At 68.9% G+C, this 20800-nt stretch carries 18 protein-coding genes; 5 read left to right on the top strand and 13 right to left on the bottom strand.

Going from position 1 to position 20800, the window contains the following annotated elements; genetic code table 11:
- Nucleotides 1-12: 12 nt before the first annotated feature.
- Nucleotides 13-1917: a tetratricopeptide repeat protein gene (locus tag LCHO_RS02455; protein ID WP_083772659.1), complete on the bottom strand. Its 1905-nt coding sequence runs from the start codon at nucleotides 1915-1917 to the stop codon at nucleotides 13-15.
- A gap of 19 nt (nucleotides 1918-1936) precedes the next feature.
- Nucleotides 1937-2272, bottom strand: a complete 336-nt coding sequence (locus tag LCHO_RS02465) for a hypothetical protein (RefSeq protein ID WP_012345525.1) — start codon at nucleotides 2270-2272, stop codon at nucleotides 1937-1939.
- Between the two features lie 121 nt (nucleotides 2273-2393).
- Here LCHO_RS02465 and LCHO_RS02470 point away from each other — a divergent pair, with 121 nt between their 5' ends.
- Together LCHO_RS02470 and LCHO_RS02475 are read left to right on the top strand one after the other, a co-directional pair.
- A complete protein-coding gene (locus LCHO_RS02470) occupies nucleotides 2394-4211 on the top strand; it encodes a PglL family O-oligosaccharyltransferase (RefSeq protein WP_012345526.1) in 1818 nt (605 codons plus the stop codon).
- Between the two features lie 46 nt (nucleotides 4212-4257).
- On the top strand, nucleotides 4258-5772 hold the full coding sequence (locus LCHO_RS02475; RefSeq protein ID WP_012345527.1) for an RNA-binding domain-containing protein: 1515 nt from the start codon (nucleotides 4258-4260) through the stop codon (nucleotides 5770-5772).
- Nucleotides 5773-5801: 29 nt separating this feature from the next.
- Here the strand turns inward: LCHO_RS02475 and moaC are convergent, their stop codons facing one another.
- The gene (gene moaC / locus LCHO_RS02480) at nucleotides 5802-6326 is read right to left on the bottom strand and encodes a cyclic pyranopterin monophosphate synthase MoaC (protein WP_050757279.1); all 525 of its coding nucleotides are present in this window, start codon (nucleotides 6324-6326) and stop codon (nucleotides 5802-5804) included.
- A gap of 64 nt (nucleotides 6327-6390) precedes the next feature.
- Between moaC and LCHO_RS02485 the strand changes: the two genes are divergently transcribed.
- Nucleotides 6391-8052: a M48 family metalloprotease gene (locus LCHO_RS02485; RefSeq protein ID WP_012345529.1), complete on the top strand. Its 1662-nt coding sequence runs from the start codon at nucleotides 6391-6393 to the stop codon at nucleotides 8050-8052.
- 33 nt (nucleotides 8053-8085) lie between these two features.
- Here the strand turns inward: LCHO_RS02485 and LCHO_RS02490 are convergent, their stop codons facing one another.
- From LCHO_RS02490 to recA, 5 genes are all read right to left on the bottom strand, one after another.
- Entirely contained in the window at nucleotides 8086-8442 is a 357-nt protein-coding gene (locus tag LCHO_RS02490) for a phage holin family protein (protein WP_150105402.1), read from the bottom strand.
- A gap of 115 nt (nucleotides 8443-8557) precedes the next feature.
- Nucleotides 8558-9451 carry a succinate--CoA ligase subunit alpha gene (gene sucD / locus LCHO_RS02495; protein WP_012345531.1) on the bottom strand — a complete coding sequence of 298 codons (894 nt, stop codon included), beginning with the start codon at nucleotides 9449-9451 and terminating at the stop codon, nucleotides 8558-8560.
- 17 nt (nucleotides 9452-9468) lie between these two features.
- Entirely contained in the window at nucleotides 9469-10629 is a 1161-nt protein-coding gene (gene sucC, locus LCHO_RS02500; protein WP_012345532.1) for an ADP-forming succinate--CoA ligase subunit beta, read from the bottom strand.
- A 154-nt stretch (nucleotides 10630-10783) separates the two neighbouring features.
- On the bottom strand, nucleotides 10784-11257 hold the full coding sequence (gene recX / locus LCHO_RS02505) for a recombination regulator RecX (protein ID WP_012345533.1): 474 nt from the start codon (nucleotides 11255-11257) through the stop codon (nucleotides 10784-10786).
- Between the two features lie 39 nt (nucleotides 11258-11296).
- Nucleotides 11297-12358 (bottom strand): recombinase RecA, encoded by a 1062-nt coding sequence (recA, locus tag LCHO_RS02510; protein WP_012345534.1) that lies wholly within the window; start codon nucleotides 12356-12358, stop codon nucleotides 11297-11299.
- Nucleotides 12359-12522: 164 nt separating this feature from the next.
- On the opposite strand from recA, the gene LCHO_RS02515 reads away from it, so the two are divergent.
- On the top strand, nucleotides 12523-13194 hold the full coding sequence (locus tag LCHO_RS02515; RefSeq protein ID WP_012345535.1) for a response regulator: 672 nt from the start codon (nucleotides 12523-12525) through the stop codon (nucleotides 13192-13194).
- A gap of 111 nt (nucleotides 13195-13305) precedes the next feature.
- Nucleotides 13306-14793, top strand: coding sequence for a sensor histidine kinase (locus tag LCHO_RS02520; protein ID WP_150105554.1), 1488 nt, complete (start codon nucleotides 13306-13308; stop codon nucleotides 14791-14793).
- Nucleotides 14794-14808: 15 nt separating this feature from the next.
- On the opposite strand, the gene rodA is transcribed toward LCHO_RS02520, so the two are convergent.
- The 5 genes from rodA to LCHO_RS02545 form a co-directional block, all read right to left on the bottom strand.
- A complete protein-coding gene (gene rodA / locus LCHO_RS02525; protein WP_012345537.1) occupies nucleotides 14809-15963 on the bottom strand; it encodes a rod shape-determining protein RodA in 1155 nt (384 codons plus the stop codon).
- Nucleotides 15960-17999, bottom strand: a complete 2040-nt coding sequence (mrdA, locus tag LCHO_RS02530) for a penicillin-binding protein 2 (protein WP_012345538.1) — start codon at nucleotides 17997-17999, stop codon at nucleotides 15960-15962. Before mrdA ends, rodA begins: the two co-directional genes overlap by 4 nt.
- A gap of 7 nt (nucleotides 18000-18006) precedes the next feature.
- On the bottom strand, nucleotides 18007-18525 hold the full coding sequence (mreD, locus tag LCHO_RS02535; RefSeq protein WP_043703753.1) for a rod shape-determining protein MreD: 519 nt from the start codon (nucleotides 18523-18525) through the stop codon (nucleotides 18007-18009).
- A gap of 107 nt (nucleotides 18526-18632) precedes the next feature.
- Nucleotides 18633-19571 (bottom strand): rod shape-determining protein MreC, encoded by a 939-nt coding sequence (gene mreC, locus LCHO_RS02540; RefSeq protein ID WP_012345540.1) that lies wholly within the window; start codon nucleotides 19569-19571, stop codon nucleotides 18633-18635.
- A gap of 54 nt (nucleotides 19572-19625) precedes the next feature.
- Nucleotides 19626-20675, bottom strand: a complete 1050-nt coding sequence (locus tag LCHO_RS02545; RefSeq protein ID WP_012345541.1) for a rod shape-determining protein — start codon at nucleotides 20673-20675, stop codon at nucleotides 19626-19628.
- Nucleotides 20676-20800: the final 125 nt, after the last annotated feature.

Genomic DNA, 20800 nt, shown 5'->3' on the forward strand with positions numbered 1-20800 from the left:
TCCACCAGAACCTCACAGCGCGTCGCCAGACGGGGCGTCTGCTATCGAATGGCTGGCTGCTGTCTGCGATGTCACCCACGACTGCGCTTGAGTGAGCACGGCGCTCCAATCGCCGGGCTGCTGCTGCCGGACGAGTTGCAGGCTTGGATACCAGGGCATCGACGTGCCCGTATGCAGATAGCGCCAACTGGGATTGCTGGGTACCAGCACCAGACCGGGCTTGCCAAGGGCGCCGGTCAGGTGTGCTTGGGTCGAGCACACCGTCACGATCCGATCGCAGGCCTGCGTCAATGCTGCCAGGTCGTCGAGATCGCCGAAGCCCGAGACCCCCGGGTCGATGTGCACACCCAACTCGGATCGCACTTGCTCCAGTTCGGCGTCGACGTTCCCGTACTGCAGGCACACCAGTTGGACACCGGTCGGCGCGAGGGCGCTCACCAGTGCCTTGAGTTCGAGCGAACGTTGCAGCTTGGATGTGGCGGCCATGCCGCCGCGCCACGCGATGCCGACTGTGGGCCTGCCTCCGGGGGCGAGCTTGTCGCGCCAGGTCTGCACGCGCGCGGCGTCAGCCACCAGATAGCCCTGGTGGGCGGGAAAGTCGGTGGCCCTGGCGCGGAACCAGCGCGGCAGCGAGCCGAACGGGATCTCGTAATCGAACGCAGGTAGCTCTGCTGGCCAGTCGAGCAACTCGGCGTTGGCTGCGCGGCCGATCACCCGCGCCTGCGGGAACGAGCGTGCGAACAGGGCCTGCATGCGCGAGCGGACCTCGATCGTGCACTGTCCACCCAGTGCTTGCAGTTGGGGCAGGCAGGAGGCGAACAGGATGATGTCGCCCAGGCCCTGCTCGGCGTGGACAAGGATGTGGCGTTGCTGCAGGTCTTCGCCTTGCCATGGCTTGAACGGATAGGGCCGCACCGGCGTGCCCTCGACCCGGCGGCGTGCTTCGTAGAGATCCCAGGCGGTCGACCACTGGCCCAGCAGGAGCTCCAGTTCGCCGAGCCCCCCTCGGGCGTCGGCGCTGTCGGGGTTGAGTTGCAGTGCCCGGGTGTAGGCCTCGCGGCTGCGCGTGGGGTCGCCGGTGGCGGCGTGCCGTTTGCCCAAGCCGACAAATGTGCCCACGTGCTGGGGATCGATGGCCGTCGCGCGTTCGAGCGACTGGCCGGCGGCATCGAAGTCGCCCAGATTCATCTGCACATCTGCGAGCACCACCCAGACCCGCGCGTTGTCTGCCTTGTACTCGGTGGCCTTGCGGGCCGCGTCCAGGGCGTCATCGAGGCGTTCAGCGCGGCGCAGCGCCATCGCCAGGTTGCTGTATGCCAAGCCATGCTGCGGGCGAATCTCGATTGCCTTGCGCAGCAGCTCGATGCTGGTGTCGACCTGGCCTTGTTTCAGGGCCACCAGGCCCAGGTTGTGCCATGCGTGCGGGTTGCGTGGATCGCGCTCGATGGCGCGGTGGAACTTGCCGGCGGCGTTGCCGAGGTTGCCCATTTCCAGATCAACCAGGCCCCAGTGCGTCAGGATCTCGGCGTTGTCCGGCTCGACCTTGTGGGCAGCTTCGAGGTGCAGGAAGGCTTCTTCGAGACGACCGATACGCAGAAGCACCAGCCCGAGCCCCTCTTGTGCGCGTGCATGCAAGGGTTTGATCTGCAGGGCCTTGCGGTAGGCCGATTCGGCCTCGTCATGACGACCTGCTTGCAGCAGCCAGTCGCCCAACAAGGTGTGGCCTCGCAAATCACTTGCATCTCGTTCGAGATCGGCCTGCAGCGTCTGGATCAGCCTCTTGCGATCGGCAGTGCCGGCGCTGCGAAAGGCTTCGAGCCTGACAGCATAAGGATCTGTCAACAGGGGCTGTGACTCTGGGGGGACAGCCCGTCGGCGCAGGCTGTGTCCGACTTCCTTGAGCAAGGATCTCAGCATCGTCGTGGCTCGATCGGGTTCAGGACTTCTTCTCTTGGCGCGACATGTAGACCACCAGCGCCTCAGTCACCATCTCGATGAACTTGTCCGGATAGCCCTTGTCCTTGAGCTCCCAGCGCAACGCATTGCCGAGTTTGGCCTTGCCGATCACGCCCAGATTCCACTCGTGGCTCTTGCTGACAGCCTTGTTGATGACGCTCTCGAGGATGTTCGTCACCGCCTGCGGCGACAGCTTGCGCCCTTCGCCGGTGGCCATCGCGGGCGGGTAGCGCCGGCTCAGTTCGTTGGCGAGCGACTGCGCCAGCGTCTTGATTTCGGACGACCCGAACAGGCCTTTCAGGAACGACAGCGGCATGATCTCGGCGGCGCGGGGCGCCCTGGAAACGGGGGAAAAGAAGATATCACGCGGCGCGCATCGCCCGGCCGGGCCGGTGTGGCCATCGCCGACAATCCCGGCGCACTGTCAACCTGATCCGATGTCCTCCAACTACCCGCCAGTCACGTCGCCGTGGCAGCCCGACGGCATGCTGCTGGCCGCCTTGTCGGCCGTCGCCCTGCCGATGCTGCTGGCGCCCACCGTCTCGCCCACCTCCACCTTCTTCAACCAGCTGTGCGCCTTTGCCGGCATGGCGCTGTGGCTGGGGCTGTGGGTCGGCCGCGCGACGCCGGTGCCGATCCGGCGCATGCCGGGTGCCCTGCGCGGCCTGCTGCTGCTGCTGGTGATGCTGATCGTGGCGCAGGGCCTGACCGAGGCGCCCTTCGGGCAGCGCCTGATGCCGATCGCCACCTTGTCGCTGGGCGCCGCGCTGGCGCTGGCGGCGGGGCTGTCGGCGCAGTCCGGGCGTGACGATGCGCTGTGGTCGGGCCTGCTGGTCGCGCTGCTGGCGGCCGGGCTGCTGAGCGTCGGGATCTCGCTGCTGCAGGTGTTCGCGCCCACCTGGACCGATGGCGTCTGGGTCGCGATGCCGACCACGCCCGGGCGCGCCATCGGCAACATGCGCCAGCCCAATCAGCTGTCGACGCTGCTGCTGTGGGCCTGTGCGGCGGCGGTGTGGCTGTCGCAGCGCCATCGCTGGTTCCTGCGCGAACTGGCCGCCGTGCTGGTGCTGCTGGTGCTGGCCGACGTGCTGACGGCCTCGCGCACCGGCATGGTCGGGGTGCTGATGCTGGCGGGCTGGGGCGCCATCGACCGCCGCCTGCCGGGCCGCGTGCGGCTGCTGCTGCTGGCGATGCTGGCGGTCTACGCGCTCGGCTGGTGGGGCATGGAGCAGTGGTCGGCCAGCACCGGCCAGTTCTTCTACGGCGACGACCAGATCAAGAAGACGCTGCACGGCGACCCGAGCAGTTCGCGCGGGCGCATCTGGGCCAACACGCTGGCGCTGATCGCGCAGCATCCGTGGACCGGCGTCGGGCCGGGGGCCTTCAACTTCGTCTGGTCGATGACGCCGTTCCCGGATCGGCCGGTGGCGTTCTTCGATCACAGCCACAACCTGCTGCTGCAGCTGGCGGTGGACTCGGGCCTGCCGTTTGCTGCGGCGGTGCTGGCGCTGGCGCTGTGGGTGGCGTGGCGCAGCCGCGCGGCGTTCACGCAGGCCGACGACCTGCGCGCCGGCGGGGCGCGCTGCGCGGCCTTCATGCTGGCGCTGGTGCTGGTGCACAGCCTGCTCGAGTACCCGCTGTGGTACGCGTATTTCCTGCTGCCGACGGCGCTGATGGCGGGCTGGATGACGGGCCTGGTGCCGCCGCCGGCGTCCGCCGATCGGGTCGGCGAACTGGACGCCGGGTGGCGCCGGCCGCCGACGCTGGCGCGCTCGGTGTGCGGCCTGGTGTCGGCGCTCGGCATGCTGGCGTCGGGCTGGGCGGCGCACCAGTACTACACGGTGGCGGTGATCTTCGAGCCGGACGTGTCGATCGGCATCCCCGAAGCCCTGCCGCAGCGCATCGCGCGCGGTCAGCGCAGCATCCTGTTCGGCCATCACGCCGATTACGCCGAGGTCACGATGGCGCCGCAGCCCGAGCAGGTGTTCGACGCCTTCAGGCGCCCGCTCCATCACCTGCTCGACACCCGCCTGATGACGGCCTACGCGCGGGCACTGGCCGCGCGCGGCGACGTCGAGCGCTCACGCCACGTGGCGGCGCGCCTGCGCGAGTTCCGCAATCCGGCGTCGGACGCGTTCTTCGCACCCTGCCAGGCCGCCGCGCTGCCGGCCTCGGGCGCTGCGGCGGTGGCGGCCAGTGTGCCGTTCCAGTGCGAGCCCGATCCGCGCTGGCCGGCCGAGGCGATGCACCCCTGAGGCAGGGCGAGTCGTCCGAGAAACAGACACCTTGGGAGGAAGACAGGTGACCGAAGGCGCCAAGAAACTCGACCTCCGCTCGCTCGGCGACCTCTCGCAACTCGTCGAGACGGTCACGCTGGAATGCAAGCTCGCGCAGGGCGAGGACGGGCAGGGCGCCCTGCCCAAGGACTTCTGGCCGACCTACTCGGCGATGGCGAACAGCCACGGCGGGTTGCTGCTGCTGGGTGTGCGTGAGCGCCATGGCCGGTTCAGCGTGGCCGGTGTGCCCGATGCGGACAAGGTGCGGCGCGACCTGTTCAACAACCTCAACAATCCGGGCAAGGTCAGCGCCAATCTGCTCGGTGAAGACGATGTGCAGGCGCTGATGCTGGAGGGCCGGACGGTACTGGCCGTGCAGATCCCGCAGGCGCCGCGCAAGCTGCGGCCGATCTATCTGAACGGCCAGCCGCTGGGCCACACCTGGCGCCGGCTGCACGACGGCGACCGGCTCTGCGATGTCGAGACCGTCAAGCGCATGCTGGCCGAACAGCTCGAAGACAGCCGCGACACCCGCCTGCTGAACCGCTTCGGCCTGCCGGATCTGGATCCTGAAAGCCTGCGCGCTTACCGTCAGATGTTCGCGGTCGTGCGGCCCGATCACCCCTGGAACGCACCCGACGACACCGCCTTCCTGAAGTTGATCGGCGGCTGGCGTGACGACCGCGACAGCGGCGATAGCGGCCTGACCCTGGCCGGGCTGCTGATGTTCGGCCAGTGGCCCAGCATCAGCGAGGCCGCCCCGCTGTACTTCGTCGATTACCAGGAACAGACCGACGCCTCTGACGCGGCCACGCGCTGGCTCGACCGGCTGGTTCCCGATGGCACCTGGTCTGGCAACCTGTTCGACTTCTATCGCCGCGTGATCCGAAAGCTCGGTGCCGACCTGAAGGTGCCGTTCATGCTCAAGGGCGACACGCGCATCGACGACACGCCCCAGCACCAGGCGCTGCGCGAGGCGCTGGTCAACACGCTGGTGCATGCCGACTACAACGATCGGGCTTCGGTGCGCATCGTCAAGCGGCCGTCCGGTTTCGAGTTCCGCAACCCGGGTGCGCTGCGCATTCCGGCCGAGCAGGCGCTGCACGGCGGGGTGAGCGACTGCCGCAACCGCACCCTCCAGCAGATGTTCCTGATGCTCAACCTGGGCGAGCGCGCAGGCTCCGGCCTGCCGCGTATCCGCGCTGGCTGGGACGGCGACGGCCGCACGTTGACGTTGCACGACGATTTCGAGCCCTACGACCACACCGTGCTGACGATGAGTTGGGGGTCATCGAGGGCAGCGATTCGCCGGGCGCAGGTTGAAACGCCAGGGAAAACGCCAGGGAAAACGCCAGGGAAAACGCCAGATCTGGTTTTGCACGCCCTCCAAGCCGACCCACAGGCCACGGTGCCGACGCTTGCGCTGCAACTGGGCAAATCCGAAAGCGCCATCCTGCGTGTGATCCGCAAGCTGCGCGAAGAGGGCCGCCTGCGCCGCATCGGCCCTGACAAGGGCGGCCACTGGGAGGTGGCGGTGTGAGGGCCAACAAGCACACGAGGAAAAACGATCTATTCCGCCTGCCAGTGGCCGGACTTGCCGCCGCGCTTCTCGAGCAGCCGAACACCGTCCATCACCATGCCGCGGTCGGCGGCCTTGCACATGTCGTAGATCGTCAGCAGGCCGACCTGCACGGCGGTGAGGGCTTCCATCTCGACGCCGGTCTGGCCGAGGGTTTCGGCGGTGGCGGTGCAGGTCACGCCGGGCAGGGCGGTGTCGATCTCGAACTCGACCGCCACCCGCGTCAGCGGCAGCGGATGGCACAGCGGGATCAGGTCGGCGGTGCGCTTGGCGCCCTGGATGGCGGCGATGCGGGCGATGCCGAGCACGTCGCCCTTCTTGGCCGAGCCCTGCGTGATCAGCGCCAGCGTGGCCGGCAGCATGCGGATGCAGCCGGTGGCGGTGGCCACGCGGTGCGTCACGGCCTTGGCCGCCACGTCGACCATGTGTGCCTGGCCCTGGCTGTCGAAGTGGGTCAGCGGCGACGCAGGCGTGGAAACCGACGTGAAGTCGGGCGGAGAGGCAGGGCTGGACATCGCTTTACAGACGGGTGACAAGGTGCGTGCATCATAGGGCGCTGATGCTTTGCCGACCCCGCCCATGACGCTCCCGCTGACCCGACTTTCACCCCCCCGGCGCCTGCGCCGCGCCGGCTGGTGCCTGGCCGCCGCGCTGCTGTGCCCGGCGCCGATCGCGGTGCTGGCGCAGGGCGCGTCGTCGACGCTGCCCGCGCTCGGCGACGCCGCCAGCGACGAGATCGCGGTGGCCGCCGAAGGCCGCCTCGGCGACCGCATCATGCAGGAGCTGCGGCGCGACCCGGACGTGCTCGACGACCCGCTGCTGGTCGAGTACATCGAGCGCATCTGGCAGCCGCTGCTGGCCGCGGCCAAGGCGCGCGGCGATGTCTCCGAAGAACTGGCGCAGAACCTGGCCTGGCAGACCTTCGTGGTGCGCGACCGCAGTGTCAACGCCTTCGCGCTGCCGGGCGGTTATGTCGGCGTGCACCTGGGCCTGCTGTCGATGACCGGCAGCCGCGACGAGCTGGCCTCGGTGCTGGCGCACGAGATGTCGCACGTCAGCCAGCGCCACATCGCCCGCATGATGACCAGCGGTCGGCGCAGCTCGATGCTGGCGCTGGCCACGATGATCCTGGGCATCATGGCCGTCTCGCGCAGCCCCGACGCCGCCCAGGCGCTGGTGATGGGCGGCCAGGCGGCGGCGGTGCAGGGGCAGCTGAACTTCTCGCGCGACATGGAGCGCGAGGCCGACCGGGTCGGCTTCGGCGTGCTGCAGGGCGCCGGCTACGAAGGGGTCGGCATGGTCGGCATGTTCGAGCGCATGCAGCTGGCCGCTCGGCTGACCGACAGCAACCAGTTCCCCTATCTGCGCTCGCACCCGCTGACCAGCGACCGCATCGCCGAGGCGCGCAGCCGACTCGGCTTGGACGGCGCGCAGACGCCCAGCGCCAGCCTGGGCTCGGGCGGCGCCTCCGCGGCCTGGCTGCATGCCGCGATGCAGGGCCGCGCACGCGCGCTGATGGATGGCCGCAACGAGGCCTTGCAACGGCTGGCGAGCGCCCCCGGCGACGCCTCGGCCGGACAGGGATCGGCCGGCAACGGCACGCTCGGCGGGCCGCCTGCGCTGGCCAGCGCCTACGCTGCTGCGCTGGCAGCGTCGCGCCTCAAGCAGTGGCCGCTCGCCGACGCCGCACTGCAGCGCGCACGCGATCTGGCTGCGCCGCACGAGGCGGCCGCGCGGGCGGTGGCGATGCTGCGCATCGAATCGCTGATCGAGCGCGATCGGGCGGTCGAGGCGCTGAACATCCTGCAGGCGCCGGGCGGCGCGCGGGTCGACGACGGTTCGCGCGCCGGCCTGATGCTGGTCGCCCGCGTGGCGCTGGCTGCGCACCGTTCGCCGGGCGGACCGCAGGCCGCGCTGCAGCGCAGCAGCGAGGCGCTGATGACCTGGGTCACCGATCACCCGAACGACGCCAGCGCCTGGGATCTGCTCGCGCAATTGCACGAGCGCCGCGGCCAGCCGCTGGCGGCGCTGCGTGCGCAGGCCGAGGTGCGGGTCGCGCTGGGCGACTGGCAGGGCGCGGCCGACCGCCTGCGCGCCGGCCAGCGGCTGGCACGCGGGCAGGGCCAGGTCGATCACGTCGAGGCGGCGGTGCTCGACGTGCGGCTCAAGGTGGTGGAGCAGAAGCGGCGCCAGCAGGCCCTCGACGAAGGCCGCGCGCCGGGCGACGAGAGCGGGCGCTGATCGCCCGCGCGCGGCAGGCGTGCGGGCCGCGGATCAGCTGTCGCGAAAGATCTGCGACAGCGCGGCTTCGACCACCAGGCCGAACACGCTGTAGATCAGCGACGCCACCAGCGCGGCACCGAAGCTCGTGACGTGGAGCCCGTCCATCAGCCACGCTGCGCTGTAGAACAGCAGTGCGTTGATGACGAACAGGAACAGCCCGAGCGTGACCAGCGTGACCGGCAGCGTCAGGATCACCAGCACCGGGCGCACCACCGCGTTCAGCAACCCCAGCACCAGGGCCGCGCCCAGCGCTGCGGAGAAGCTGCGCACCTCGACGCCCGAATACAGATGGGCGATCAGCAGCAGCACGGCTGCCAGCAGGCACCAACGAATCAGGATCTTGACCATGGCCGCAAGCATACCCGCCTGAGTCGGGCTCCTGCACCGTCGGTTGCCCCCACGAAAAAGCCGCCCGAAGGCGGCTCGTCATGGCACGACCGGCTTACCGGTCGATCCGTGCCGTTTACAGCAGCGCCTTCAGCAGGCGAGCCATCTCGCTGGGGTTGCGCGTGATCGTGAAGCCGCACTCCTCCATGATCGCGAGCTTGGCGTCCGCCGTGTCCGCGCCACCGCTGATCAGCGCACCGGCATGGCCCATGCGCTTGCCCGCGGGCGCCGTCACGCCGGCGATGAAACCGACGATCGGCTTCTTCATGTTCGCCTTGCACCACATCGCCGCTTCGGCTTCATCGGGGCCGCCGATCTCGCCGATCATGATCACCGCATCGGTGTCCGGATCGTCGTTGAAGGCGCGCATCACGTCGATGTGCTTCAAGCCGTTGATCGGGTCGCCGCCGATGCCCACCGCGCTCGATTGGCCCAGGCCGATCTCGGTCAGCTGGGCGACCGCTTCATACGTCAGCGTGCCCGAACGGCTCACCACGCCGATGCGGCCCTTGCGGTGGATGTGGCCGGGCATGATGCCGATCTTGATCTCCTCGGGCGTGATCAGGCCCGGGCAGTTGGGGCCCAGCAGCAGCGTCTTCTTGCCGCCGGCGGCTTCCTTGGCCTTCATCTTGTTGCGCACTTCGAGCATGTCCCGAACCGGGATGCCTTCGGTGATGCAGATCGCCAGGTCCAGGTCGGCTTCGACCGCTTCCCAGATCGCCGCTGCCGCGCCGGCGGGCGGCACGTAGATCACGCTGACGGTCGCACCTTGCTGCTGCGCGGCTTCCTTGACGCTGGCGTAGATGGGGATGTCGGCGAACTTCTCGCCCGCCTTCTTCGGGTTCACGCCCGCGACGAACGCGTTCTTGCCGTTGGCATAGGCCTGGCAGCCCAGCGTGTGGAACTGGCCGGTCTTGCCGGTGATGCCCTGCGTGATGACGCGGGTGTCTTTGTTGATGAGAATCGACATGTTCTGTTGCTCCGGGCTTACTTGACGGCGTTGACGATCGCGGTCGCGGCTTCGGCCATCGTGTCCGCAGCGATGATCGGCAGGCCCGATTCGGCCAGCATCTTCTTGCCCAGGTCCTCGTTGGTGCCCTTCATGCGCACCACCAGCGGCACCGACAGGTTGACCGCCTTGCAGGCCGTGATCACGCCTTCGGCGATGGTGTCGCACTTCATGATGCCGCCGAAGATGTTGACCAGGATGCCCTTGACCTCGGGGTTCTTGAGCATGATCTTGAAGGCTTCGGTCACCTTCTCGGCGGTGGCGCCACCGCCGACGTCGAGGAAGTTGGCCGGCTCGCCGCCGAACAGCTTGATGGTGTCCATCGTCGCCATCGCCAGGCCCGCGCCGTTGACCAGGCAGCCGATGTTGCCGTCCAGGCTGATGTAGGCCAGATCGAACTTGCTGGCTTCGACTTCGGCCGGATCTTCTTCGTCGAGGTCGCGGCAGGCGACGATCTCGGGGTGGCGGAACAGCGCGTTGGCGTCGAAGTTGAACTTGGCGTCCAGCGCGATCAGGCCGCCCTTGCTGTCACGGTTGAGCGGGTTGATCTCGACCAGCGAGGCGTCCGTCTCCATGTAGCAGCGGTAGAGGTTCTGGAACAGGGTGACGGCCTGCGCGATCGACTCGGCCGGCAGGCCGATGGCGCGGGCGATCTTCTCGGCCTGCTCGGCGCCCAGGCCGGTCAGCGGGTCGATCACTTCGGTGATGATCTTCTCGGGCGTCGAGTGGGCGACTTCCTCGATGTCCATGCCGCCTTCGCTCGATGCGATGAAGGCGACCTTCTGCGACTGGCGGTCGGTGACCAGGGAGACGTAGTACTCCTTCTGGATGTCGGCGCCGTCTTCGATGTAGAGGCGGCGCACCTTCTGGCCTTCGGGGCCGGTCTGGTGCGTGACCAGCTGCATGCCCAGGATCTGCTCGGCGAGCTTCTTGACGTCATCGAGGCTCTTGGCGACCTTGACGCCCCCGCCCTTGCCACGGCCACCGGCGTGGATCTGCGCCTTCACGACCCACACCGGGCCGCCGAGCTTCTGCGCGGCTTCCACCGCCTCTTGCACCGTGAACGCAGCATGGCCGCGCGGCACCGGAATGTCGAACTGGCGCAGGATCGCCTTGCCTTGGTACTCGTGGATTTTCATGAAGAGTCACTCGAAGTGGGTCCGGATGGACGGGGCCGGGACTGGCATGACGCACTGCTGCGTAGAGTCCAGGCGGCAGCGGCGAGCTTGAAGTCCCGATGTAACCGCGGGACTCTAGCATGCTGCGTTGCCGCAAAAGAGTGGGTGCAAACCGCTACGTGTTGTCGTGGTCGTGTTCGTGATCGGCCAGGCGCAGCACCTGGCGCACGACGTCGCTGGAGAAGCCGCGGGACATCAGGAAGCGATTCTGCCGAGCCGCTTCGCGCGCATCCGCCGGGGGCTGGCCGAAGCGGCGGCGCCACAGTTCGCGGGCCCGCTCCAGCTCGGTCGTGCGCAGCGCATCGAGTGCGTCGGTCATCTGGTCGGCCGGCGTGCCCTTGCTGAGCAGCTCCTGGCGGATGCGCGCGACGCCGAATCGTTCGGCGCGCCGGTGCACGACCGACGCCACGTAGCGGGCCTCGCTCAGGAAGCCGCGAGCCTGCAGGTCGTCGAGCACGGCCTCGATCTCAGCCGGATCGCCGGCATGCGGGGCCAGCTTGCGCGCCAGTTCGGCGCGCGAGTGTTCGCGCGCCGCCAAGTACTTGAGCGCCCGGCCCTTGAGCGAGAGTTGCGGCCGGTTGCTGGCCATCTGCATGCCGTGCCCGCCAGGCTGTCGACGTCGCCCGGATCAGGCCGCGGGTGCGGCTGCAGCAGCACCGTTCTGCGGTGGCAGCAGGCTGATGCCGAGCGATTCGCGGATCTTGTTCTCGATCTCGTGCGCCAGCGCCGGGTTCTCGCGCAGGAACTCGCGGCAGTTGTCCTTGCCCTGGCCGATCTTCTCGCCGTTGTAGGCGTACCAGGCGCCGGACTTGTCGACCACCTTGGCGACCACGCCCATGTCGATGATCTCGCCTTCGCGGCTGATGCCTTCACCGTAGAGGATGTCGAACTCGGCGGTCTTGAACGGTGGCGAGACCTTGTTCTTGACGACCTTGACCTTGGTCTCGCTGCCGATGACTTCTTCGCCCTTCTTGATGCTGCCGATGCGGCGGATGTCGAGTCGCACCGAGGCGTAGAACTTGAGTGCGTTGCCGCCGGTGGTGGTTTCGGGGCTGCCGAACATCACGCCGATCTTCATGCGGATCTGGTTGATGAAGATGACCATGCAGTTGGTCTTCTTGATGTTCGAGGTCAGCTTGCGCAGGGCCTGGCTCATCAGGCGAGCCTGCAGGCCGGGCAGCGAATCGCCCATCTCGCCTTCGAGTTCGGCCTTGGGCGTCAGGGCCGCGACCGAGTCGACCACGATCAGGTCGACCGAGCCCGAGCGCACCAGCGCGTCGACGATCTCGAGCGCCTGCTCGCCGGTGTCGGGCTGGCTGATCAGCAGGTCCTGCAGGTTGACGCCGAGCTTTTGCGCGTACTGGATGTCGAGCGCGTGTTCGGCGTCGATGAAGGCGCAGACGCCCGAGAGCTTCTGCATCTGGGCGATGACCTGCAGCGTCAGCGTGGTCTTGCCCGACGACTCGGGGCCGTAGATCTCGACCACCCGGCCGCGCGGCAGGCCGCCCACGCCGAGGGCGACGTCGAGGCCGAGCGAGCCGGTCGAGACCACCTGGATGTCCTCGATCACCTCGCCTTCGCCCAGGCGCATGATCGATCCCTTGCCGAACTGCTTTTCGATCTGGGCCAGTGCGACCTGCAAGGCCTTGGCTTTTTCGCCGCTCAGCGCCGACTTGGCGGTTGCTTCCATGGGTTTCTCCGGAGGTTTGCGCGCCATTATCTCAATTGCTGGATGTTTGTACAGTGTCCGCGGCGATTGCCGTTGCTGATTCTGCATGCTCTGCACCACGACAACACCGATGGAGGCGCCGCCTGCCATTCTTACAATGAGCCGATAGAAGAGGAGACAGACACATGCGCATCCTGATCGCCGAAGATGACCAGGTCCTGGCCGATGGTTTGCTGCGCAGCCTGCGCAGCGCCGGTTATGCGGTCGACCATGTCGGTTCCGGTTCGGAGGCCGACGCGGCGCTGGCCGCCCACGAGTTCGACATGCTGATCCTGGACCTGGGCCTGCCCAAGCTGCACGGCCTGGAGGTGCTCAAGAAACTGCGCGGGCGCGGCTCGTCGGTGCCGGTGCTGATCCTGACCGCCGCCGACAGCATCGAGCAGCGCGTCAAGGGCCTCGATTTCGGCGCCGACGACTACATGGCCAAGCCGTTCTCGCTGCAGGAGCTCGAGGCGCGCGTGCGTGCGCTGACGCGCCGCGGCCTCGGTTCGGCCAGCGCGATCATCCGCCACGGCCCGCTGAGCTTCGACGCCACCGGCCGGGTGGCCTACATCAACGACCTGATGATCGACCTGTCGGCGCGCGAGCTGAGCCTGCTCGAGGTGCTGCTGCAGCGCGCCGGCCGGCTGGTCAGCAAGGACCAGCTGGTCGAGCGTCTGTGCGAGTGGGGCGAAGAGGTCAGCAACAACGCGATCGAGGTCTACATCCACCGTCTGCGCAAGAAGATCGAACAGGGACCGATCCGCATCGCCACCGTGCGCGGCCTCGGCTATTGCCTTGAAAAGATCCCGGGCTGATCGCTGCCGCGCCAGCGGGCACGCCGCGTGAAGCGACCGACCTTGCCGGCGCTGCCGGCGATCGTGCGCCGCCGCGAGCAGCGTTCGCTGTTCGGCGAGATCCTCGACTGGATGCTCGCGCCGCTGCTGGTGATCTGGCCGATGAGCCTGGCGCTGACCTGGCTGGCCGCGCAGGGCATCGCCAACAAGCCGTACGACCGCGCGCTGCTCGAATCGGTGCGCACGCTGGCGCAGCGCATCGAGCCGGGCGAGCGCGGCATCCGTTTCGATCTGCCCAAGGAGACCGCCCGGCTGTTCCGGGCCGACGAGCTCGACAACGTCTACTACCAGGTGCTGGGCACACGTGGCGAGTTCGTCAGCGGCGACCGCGACCTGCCGGTGCCGCCCGACGGTGACGGCGGCGTGCTCGGCGAGCCGCGCATCCGCGACGACGAGGTGCAGGACGACAGCGTGCGGGTGGTCTACGTCTGGGTGGCGGTGCCGGGGTCGAGCCGGCCGGCGCTGGTGCAGGTCGGCGAGACGCTGACCAAGCGCTCGCGCCTGGCCACCGAGATCATCAAGGGCGTGATCCTGCCGCAGTTCGTGATCCTGCCGGTGGCGGTGCTGCTGGTGTGGTTTGCGCTCGCGCGCGGGCTGGCGCCGCTCAACGCGCTGCAGCGGCGCATCCGCGAGCGCCACAGCGACGACCTGTCGCCGATCGACGTGCACGACGTGCCCGAGGAGGTCTCGCCGCTGGTGCAGGCGTTCAACGACCTGCTCGAACGTCAGCAGGGCTCGATGAGCACGCAGAAGCGCTTCCTGGCCGATGCCGCGCACCAGCTCAAGACGCCGCTGGCGGGCCTGCGCATGCAGGCCGAACTGGCCGCCCGGGCGGTGGCCAGCGGCAACGGCGACGCGCGTGCGCTGCAGGCTTCGCTCGAACACATGGCCAACGCCTCGCAGCGTGCCGCACACATGGTCAACCAGCTGCTGTCGATGGCCCGTGCCGATGCCCAGGCCGGCATCGCCGCACGCGCGGTGCTCGACCTGCGCGTGCTGGCGATCGACGTCGTGCGCGACTTCGTGCCCAAGGCGCTCGACAAGGGCATCGACCTCGGCTACGAAGGCCCCGAGCCGGTACCGGACGACGCCTCCGAGGCCGATACCGCGGCGGTCGACTGCCGCGTCCTCGGCCATCCGCTGCTGCTGCGCGAGCTGATCGCCAACCTGGTCGACAACGCCCTGCAGTACACGCCCACGCGTGGCACCGTGACCGTGCGGCTGCTGGTCGATCCGTTCGGCCAGGTGGTGGTGCTGCAGGTCGAGGACTCGGGGCCGGGCATTCCGCAGGCCGAAAAGGATCTGGTGTTCCAGCCCTTCTACCGCGCGCTGGGCACGCCGGTGGACGGCTCGGGCCTGGGCCTGGCGATCGTGGCCGAGATCGCGGCCCAGCACGGCACCACGATCGCGCTCGACGATGCCCGCAGCGGTGCGCAGATCCCGCCGGGCGAGGGGCCGGGCGCGCGCTTCACGTTGCGCCTGCCGCGTGCCCAGCCCAGCCCGCCGAGCGACGATGCCGACCTGGCGCAGACGCAGACGCAGACGCAGACGCAGGCCTGACGGTCGGCGAGCGCCTCAGCTCTGCATCAGGCCGCGGGCGCGGGCGATCGACATCAGCATGCCCAGCGACAGCCCGAGCGTGACCATGGCGGTGCCGCCGTAGCTGATGAAGGGCAGCGGCACGCCGACCACCGGCAAGATGCCGCTGACCATGCCCATGTTGACCATCGCGTAGGTGAAGAAGCTCAGCGTGATGGCGCCGCCGAGCAGGCGCGCGAACGCGGTCGGCGCCGCAAACGAGATCGCCAGCCCGCGCAGGATCAGGAAGGCGAAGCACATCAGCAGCAGCAGGCAGCCGATCAGGCCGAATTCTTCGGAGAAGGCGGCGAAGATGAAGTCGGTGGTGCGCTCGGGGATGAACTCCAGGTGGGTCTGGGTGCCCTTCATGAAGCCCTTGCCGGTGACCCCGCCCGAGCCGATCGCGATCATGCCCTGGATGATGTGGAAGCCCTTGCCGAGCGGGTCCTTGGTCGGGTCGAGCAGGGTGCAGACACGGTTCTTCTGGTAGTCGTGCAGCACCACCCAGTCGACGCCGGGTTCGCACAGGGTCGGCCCGGCCGCCACCAGCGCGACGACGGACACCCCGCCCACCAGCGCCACCGGCAGGATCAGCCGCCACGACAGGCCGGCGAAGAAGATCACGAAGAAGCCCGACGAGAACACCAGGATCGCGGTGCCCAGGTCCGGCTGCTTGGCGATCAGCGCCGTGGGCACCAGCAGCAGCAGGCCGGCGGCGACGAAGTGGCGCGGCTGCGCCCGGCCTTCGCGGCGCTGGAACCACCAGGCCAGCATCAGCGGGGTGGCGATCTTGAGGATCTCGCTGGGCTGGATCACCACGCCGACGTTGAGCCAGCGGGTCGCGCCCTTCTTGGTCAGGCCGAACAGGGCCGTCGCCACCAGCAGCACGACGCCGACGGTGTAGATCGGCACGGCCAGCGCCATCAGCCGCTGCGGCGGCACCTGGGCGACGACGAACAGGATCAGCCCGGCCAGCGCCATGTTGCGGGCATGGTCGACGAAACGGGTGCCGTGGTCGAAGCCGGCCGAATACATCGCCAGCAGGCCGCAGCCGCACAGCAGCGCGATGGCGATCACCAGGCCGATGTCGAAACCGGTGAACCACGGCCGCAGGCGCTGCCGGAAGGTGGGCTGATTCAGGCTGTGGCTCATCGGGGGCCGCCGAGAAGAATCGGCGCACTGGCCGGTGCGGGTGCGGACGCGGCGGCATCGGTCGGCGTCGCCATGCCCGCGCTCATCAGGGTCGGCAGCGGCACGTCGGCGGCCAGCCGCTGCGGGCCGACCGGTGCACCGGCCTTGCCCAGCCGGGCGAGCGCGATGTCCTCCTCGCTGGGATAGAGACCGAGCAGCAGGTAGTCGAGCACGCGGCGTGCGATCGGCGCGGCCGCCTCGGCGCCGAAGCCGGAGTTCTCGACCACCACCGCCAGGGCCACGCGCGGCTCGTCGACCGGCGCGAAGGCGGTGTAGAGCGAGTGGTCGCGGAAGTATTCGGCCAGCTTGGCGGCGTTGTACTTTTCCTTCTGGCCGATGCTCTTGGCCTGGGCGGTGCCGGTCTTGCCGCCGCTCGGGTAGGCGGCGCCGGCGAACACCCGCGTCGAGGTGCCCTCCTGCGTCACGCCGTGCATGGCGCGGCGGATCACCGCGACGTGCTCGGGCTTGAGGTCGAGCGGCTCGAGGGCCTGGGCGCTCGGACGTTGGCGGTCGTGGGTCAGCACGTCCTCGATCTCGCGCACCAGCCGCGGCTCGAAGCGCTTGCCGCCCGACACCAGCGTGGCCATCGCGCTGGCCATCTGCAGCATGGTGAAGTTGTTGTAGCCCTGGCCGATGCCCAGCGAGATGGTCTCGCCGGCGTACCAGCGCTGCAGGTCGGGGCGCTTGTACTTGCTGCGTTTCCAGGCGGTCGAGGGCAGGTCGCCGGTGCTCTCGCCGTCGAGATCGATGCCGGTGCGCCGGCCGAAGCCGTAGGGGTAGAGCTGGTCGTGGATCAGGTCGACACCCATCTCGTTGGCCAGCGAGTAGTAGTAGACGTTGCTCGACAGCACGATCGACTTGACCATGTCGACCGACCCCAGCCCGCCGTCGCCGTGGCTGCGGAAGCGGTGGTTGCCGAACATGAACGAGCCGTTGTCGTTGATCACCTGGGTGGCGCTGCGCTTGCCGGTGGTCAGCGCGGCCATCGCCATGAACGGCTTGTAGGTCGAGCCCGGCGGGTAGGTGCCCTTGAGCGCGCGGTTGAGCAGCGGCTTGTCGATCGATTCGTTGAGCTCCTTCCAGCTCTCGTGGTCGATGCCGTCGACGAACAGGTTGGGGTCGAAGGTCGGCTTGCTGACGAAGGCCAGCACCTCGCCGTTGCGCGGGTCGATCGCCACCAGCGCGCCGCGACGCTCGCCGAACAGACGCTCGATCAGGGCCTGCAGCTTGATGTCGATGCTCAGGTGCACGCTGCTGCCCGGCGAGGCCGGCTCGGAGCGCAGGCGCCGCACCGGCCGCCCGCCGGCGCTGGTCTCGACCTCCTCGACGCCGGTGGTGCCGTGCAGCTCGCGCTCGTATTTCTGCTCGATGCCGAGCTTGCCGATCACCTCGGTGCCGCGGTAGTTGGCCCAGTCTTCCTCCGGCCACTCCTCCATCGCGGCCAGCTCGTTGCGGTTGATGCGGCCGATGTAGCCGAGCAGGTGGCTGGCGAGTTCGCCATAGGGGTAGTTGCGGAACAGCCGCGCCTTGATCTCGACGCCCGGAAAACGGTAGCGCTGGGCCGTGAAGCGGGCCACCTCGGCGTCGCTGAGCTTGGTGCGGATCGGCAGCGATTCGAAGCTGCGCGAGTCCTCGAGCAGGCGCTTGAAGCGGCGTCGGTCGCGCGGCTGGATCTCGACCACCTCGGCGAGCTGGTCGATCGTCGATTCGAGCGACTCGGTGAGCTGCGAGCGCGTGATCTCGAGCGTGTAGGCCGAGTAGTTGTCGGCCAGCACGACGCCGTTGCGGTCGACGATCAGGCCGCGGTTGGGCACGATCGGCACCACCGCGATGCGGTTGTTCTCGGCCCGGGTGGCGAGGTCTTCGTGGACCACCACCTGCAGGTACACCAGCCGGGCGGCCAGCAGCCCGAAGCAGGCCAGCACGAAGACCGCGGCCACGATCAGGCGGGTGCGGTAGCGCTCCAGCTCCTGTTCGACATTGCGCAGCTCGATCATCGGAAGATCATAGGGGCCGGTGCTTGTCCGGGTCGGGCGCGCGGCGCTGCGGCGCCAGCAGCAGCAGGCTCACCAGCGGCCACAGCAGGGTCTCGAACAGCGGCGACAGCAGCAGGCTCCAGCCCGGGAAATGCCCGCCGGTGGCCAGCCGCAGCAGCAGGGTCACGAGGTGCGCGGCGGCCATCAGGGGCAGCACGTGCAGTGCCTGCGCCGGGGTCGAGAACCACAGCAGCCGGCGGTGGATGGTGATCGCGAAGTAGCTCAGCAGCGTGTAGGCCAGCGCATGCTGGCCGAGCACGGCGCCTTCGTGCACGTCCATCAGCAGGCCGAAGCAGAAGGCCGCGCCGACACCGACCCGGCGCGGCTGGTGCACGTTCCAGAACACCAGCGCCAGCGCGACCAGGTCGGGCATCGCCGGCAGGCGGCCGAGCGGCAGCATGTTCAGACCCAGCGCCAGCAGCAGCGAGGCCCACATGAACCACGGGTTGACGGGCAGCAGCAGCTGGTCGCCCATGCGCGGCATCATCGCGGTCGCCCCCCGGCACAGGGGTGCGACCGGGCCGGCGCCCGTTCGGGGACGGCGATGCGCTCGGGCCAGGCGTGGCGGCGGGTCATGGTGTTCACGGCTCCGGTTCAGCGCCTGGGGGTCGACTTGCGCAGGCTCAGGGCGTCCTTGTCGCGGCCCGCCGCCGAGGCGGCGGCCTCGGGGCGGACCGGCAACTGGGTGGACATCGGGTCGAGCACCAGCACATGGCGCACGCCGTCGGCCTGCGCCACCGGCTGCAGCACGATGCGGGCGAAGTCGGTCTGGGTGCGCCGCTCCAGGCTTGCCACCCGCGCCACCGGCAGGCCGGGCGGATAGACGCCGTCCAGGCCCGAGGTGCTGAGCACGTCGCCGACCTTCACGTCGGTGTTGGCGGCGGCGTAGCGCAGCTCCATGCCGGCGCTGTCCGGATCGCCGAAGGCGACGTTGCGCAGTTGCGTGCGGGTGTTGAGCACCGGGATGGCCGCGTCGCGGTCGATCAGCAGCGTCACCTCGGCGGTCAGCGGGTAGATCCGCGTGACCTGGCCGAGCACGCCGGCGTCGTTGATCACCGGCGAGCCGCGCAGGATGCCGACGTTCTCGCCGCGGTCGATCACGACCTTGCGGGTGTACGGGTCGGCGGCGTCGTAGAGGATCTCGGCGGCGTGGCTGCGGTAGGTCAGGCCGGCGCGCAGTTCGAGCAGGGCGCGCAGCCGGGTGTTCTCCTGCAGCAGGCGATCGACCTGCAGCGTGCGCTCGGCCTGCTGGGTGAGTCGCGCCTGTGCGGCGTCGGCCTGCTGGCGCGCCACCGTGATGCCGTCGAAATAGGCGCCCACGGTGCTCAGCGCATCGACCGGCGCCAGCAGGGCGCGCTCGACCGGGTGCAGCGCCACCGCGGCGGCCGTGCGCAGCGGGCCGGTCAGGCCCAGGCGGGTGTCGGCCGCCATCAGGAACACCGCCAGCGAGGCGAAGAAAACCAGCCGCGTCAGCGCCGAAGGGCCCTGGCGGAAGAACGGTGGGGGTGAGCGATCGAGTGTGCCCAGCGGCATGTCGGCAGTGAGCCCGCGCGAAGATCCCGCCTCAGAGCCGGCGGGCGTGCGGCCTTATTCGGACGTGAAGATCGAACCCAGGCGTTCCATGCGCTCGAGCGCCATGCCGCAACCGCGCACCACGCACGACAGCGGGTCTTCGGCGATCAGCACCGGCAGGCCGGTTTCTTCGGCCAGCAGGCGGTCGAGGTCGCGCAGCAGCGCGCCGCCGCCGGTCAGCATCATGCCGCGCTCGGCGATGTCGGCACCCAGTTCGGGCGGGGTCTGCTCGAGCGCCTTCTTGACGCTGGAGACGATCTGGTTGAGCGGGTCGGTGAGCGCCTCGAGGATCTCGTTGGACGAGACCGTGAAGCTGCGCGGCACGCCTTCGCTCAGGTTGCGGCCCTTGACTTCCATCTCCTTGATCTCGGAGCCCGGGAAGGCGCTGCCGATTTCCTTCTTGATGGTCTCGGCGGTGGGCTCGCCGATCAGCATGCCGTAGTTGCGGCGGATGTAGTTGATGATGGCTTCGTCGAACTTGTCGCCGCCCACCCGCACCGAGCCCTTGTAGACCATGCCGCCCAGCGAGATCACGCCGACCTCGGTGGTGCCGCCGCCGATGTCGACCACCATCGAGCCCGAGGCCTCGGACACCGGCATGCCCGCACCGATCGCCGCGGCCATCGGCTCCTCGATCAGGTAGACCTCGGATGCACCGGCGCCCAGCGCCGACTCGCGGATCGCGCGCCGCTCGACCTGGGTCGAGCCGCAGGGCACGCAGATGATGATGCGCGGGCTCGGCCGCAGCAGCGAGCGCGGGTGCACCATCTTGATGAACTGCTTGAGCATCTGCTCGGTGACGGTGAAGTCGGCGATCACGCCGTCCTTCATCGGGCGGATGGCCTCGATGTTGCCGGGCACCTTGCCCAGCATCGCCTTGGCTTCGGCGCCGACGGCCTGGATGGTCTTCTTGCCGTGCGGGCCGCCTTCGTGGCGGATCGAGACGACGGAGGGCTCGTTGAGCACGATGCCCACGCCACGCACGTAAATCAGCGTGTTGGCGGTGCCCAGGTCGATGGCGAGGTCGGTTGAAAAATAGCGGCGCAGCAGCGATCCGTAGAACATGGTCAGCTCAGCAACATCCGGGCAGCGCGTTGCACGACACAGGACACGCGCCCGGAAAGAATTCCGGGGGCCCGGTGCAGACCGGTGCGCGCCGCAGGGCGGTCGTTGGCACCAGCCCGCAACAC

The sequence above is a fragment of the Leptothrix cholodnii SP-6 genome, from assembly GCF_000019785.1.
Taxonomy (GTDB): Bacteria; Pseudomonadota; Gammaproteobacteria; order Burkholderiales; family Burkholderiaceae_C; genus Sphaerotilus; species Sphaerotilus cholodnii.

Coding starts and splice junctions, on each gene's coding strand:
- LCHO_RS02455 (WP_083772659.1), bottom strand. CDS start 1,917: ATGCTGAGATCCTTGCTCAAGGAAGTCGGACACAGCCTGCGCCGACGG.
- LCHO_RS02465 (WP_012345525.1), bottom strand. CDS start 2,272: ATGCCGCTGTCGTTCCTGAAAGGCCTGTTCGGGTCGTCCGAAATCAAG.
- LCHO_RS02470 (WP_012345526.1), top strand. CDS start 2,394: ATGTCCTCCAACTACCCGCCAGTCACGTCGCCGTGGCAGCCCGACGGC.
- moaC (WP_050757279.1), bottom strand. CDS start 6,326: ATGTCCAGCCCTGCCTCTCCGCCCGACTTCACGTCGGTTTCCACGCCT.
- LCHO_RS02485 (WP_012345529.1), top strand. CDS start 6,391: ATGACGCTCCCGCTGACCCGACTTTCACCCCCCCGGCGCCTGCGCCGC.
- LCHO_RS02490 (WP_150105402.1), bottom strand. CDS start 8,442: ATGGTCAAGATCCTGATTCGTTGGTGCCTGCTGGCAGCCGTGCTGCTG.
- sucD (WP_012345531.1), bottom strand. CDS start 9,451: ATGTCGATTCTCATCAACAAAGACACCCGCGTCATCACGCAGGGCATC.
- sucC (WP_012345532.1), bottom strand. CDS start 10,629: ATGAAAATCCACGAGTACCAAGGCAAGGCGATCCTGCGCCAGTTCGAC.
- recX (WP_012345533.1), bottom strand. CDS start 11,257: ATGGCCAGCAACCGGCCGCAACTCTCGCTCAAGGGCCGGGCGCTCAAG.
- recA (WP_012345534.1), bottom strand. CDS start 12,358: ATGGAAGCAACCGCCAAGTCGGCGCTGAGCGGCGAAAAAGCCAAGGCC.
- LCHO_RS02515 (WP_012345535.1), top strand. CDS start 12,523: ATGCGCATCCTGATCGCCGAAGATGACCAGGTCCTGGCCGATGGTTTG.
- LCHO_RS02520 (WP_150105554.1), top strand. CDS start 13,306: ATGCTCGCGCCGCTGCTGGTGATCTGGCCGATGAGCCTGGCGCTGACC.
- rodA (WP_012345537.1), bottom strand. CDS start 15,963: ATGAGCCACAGCCTGAATCAGCCCACCTTCCGGCAGCGCCTGCGGCCG.
- mrdA (WP_012345538.1), bottom strand. CDS start 17,999: ATGATCGAGCTGCGCAATGTCGAACAGGAGCTGGAGCGCTACCGCACC.
- mreD (WP_043703753.1), bottom strand. CDS start 18,525: ATGATGCCGCGCATGGGCGACCAGCTGCTGCTGCCCGTCAACCCGTGG.
- mreC (WP_012345540.1), bottom strand. CDS start 19,571: ATGCCGCTGGGCACACTCGATCGCTCACCCCCACCGTTCTTCCGCCAG.
- LCHO_RS02545 (WP_012345541.1), bottom strand. CDS start 20,675: ATGTTCTACGGATCGCTGCTGCGCCGCTATTTTTCAACCGACCTCGCC.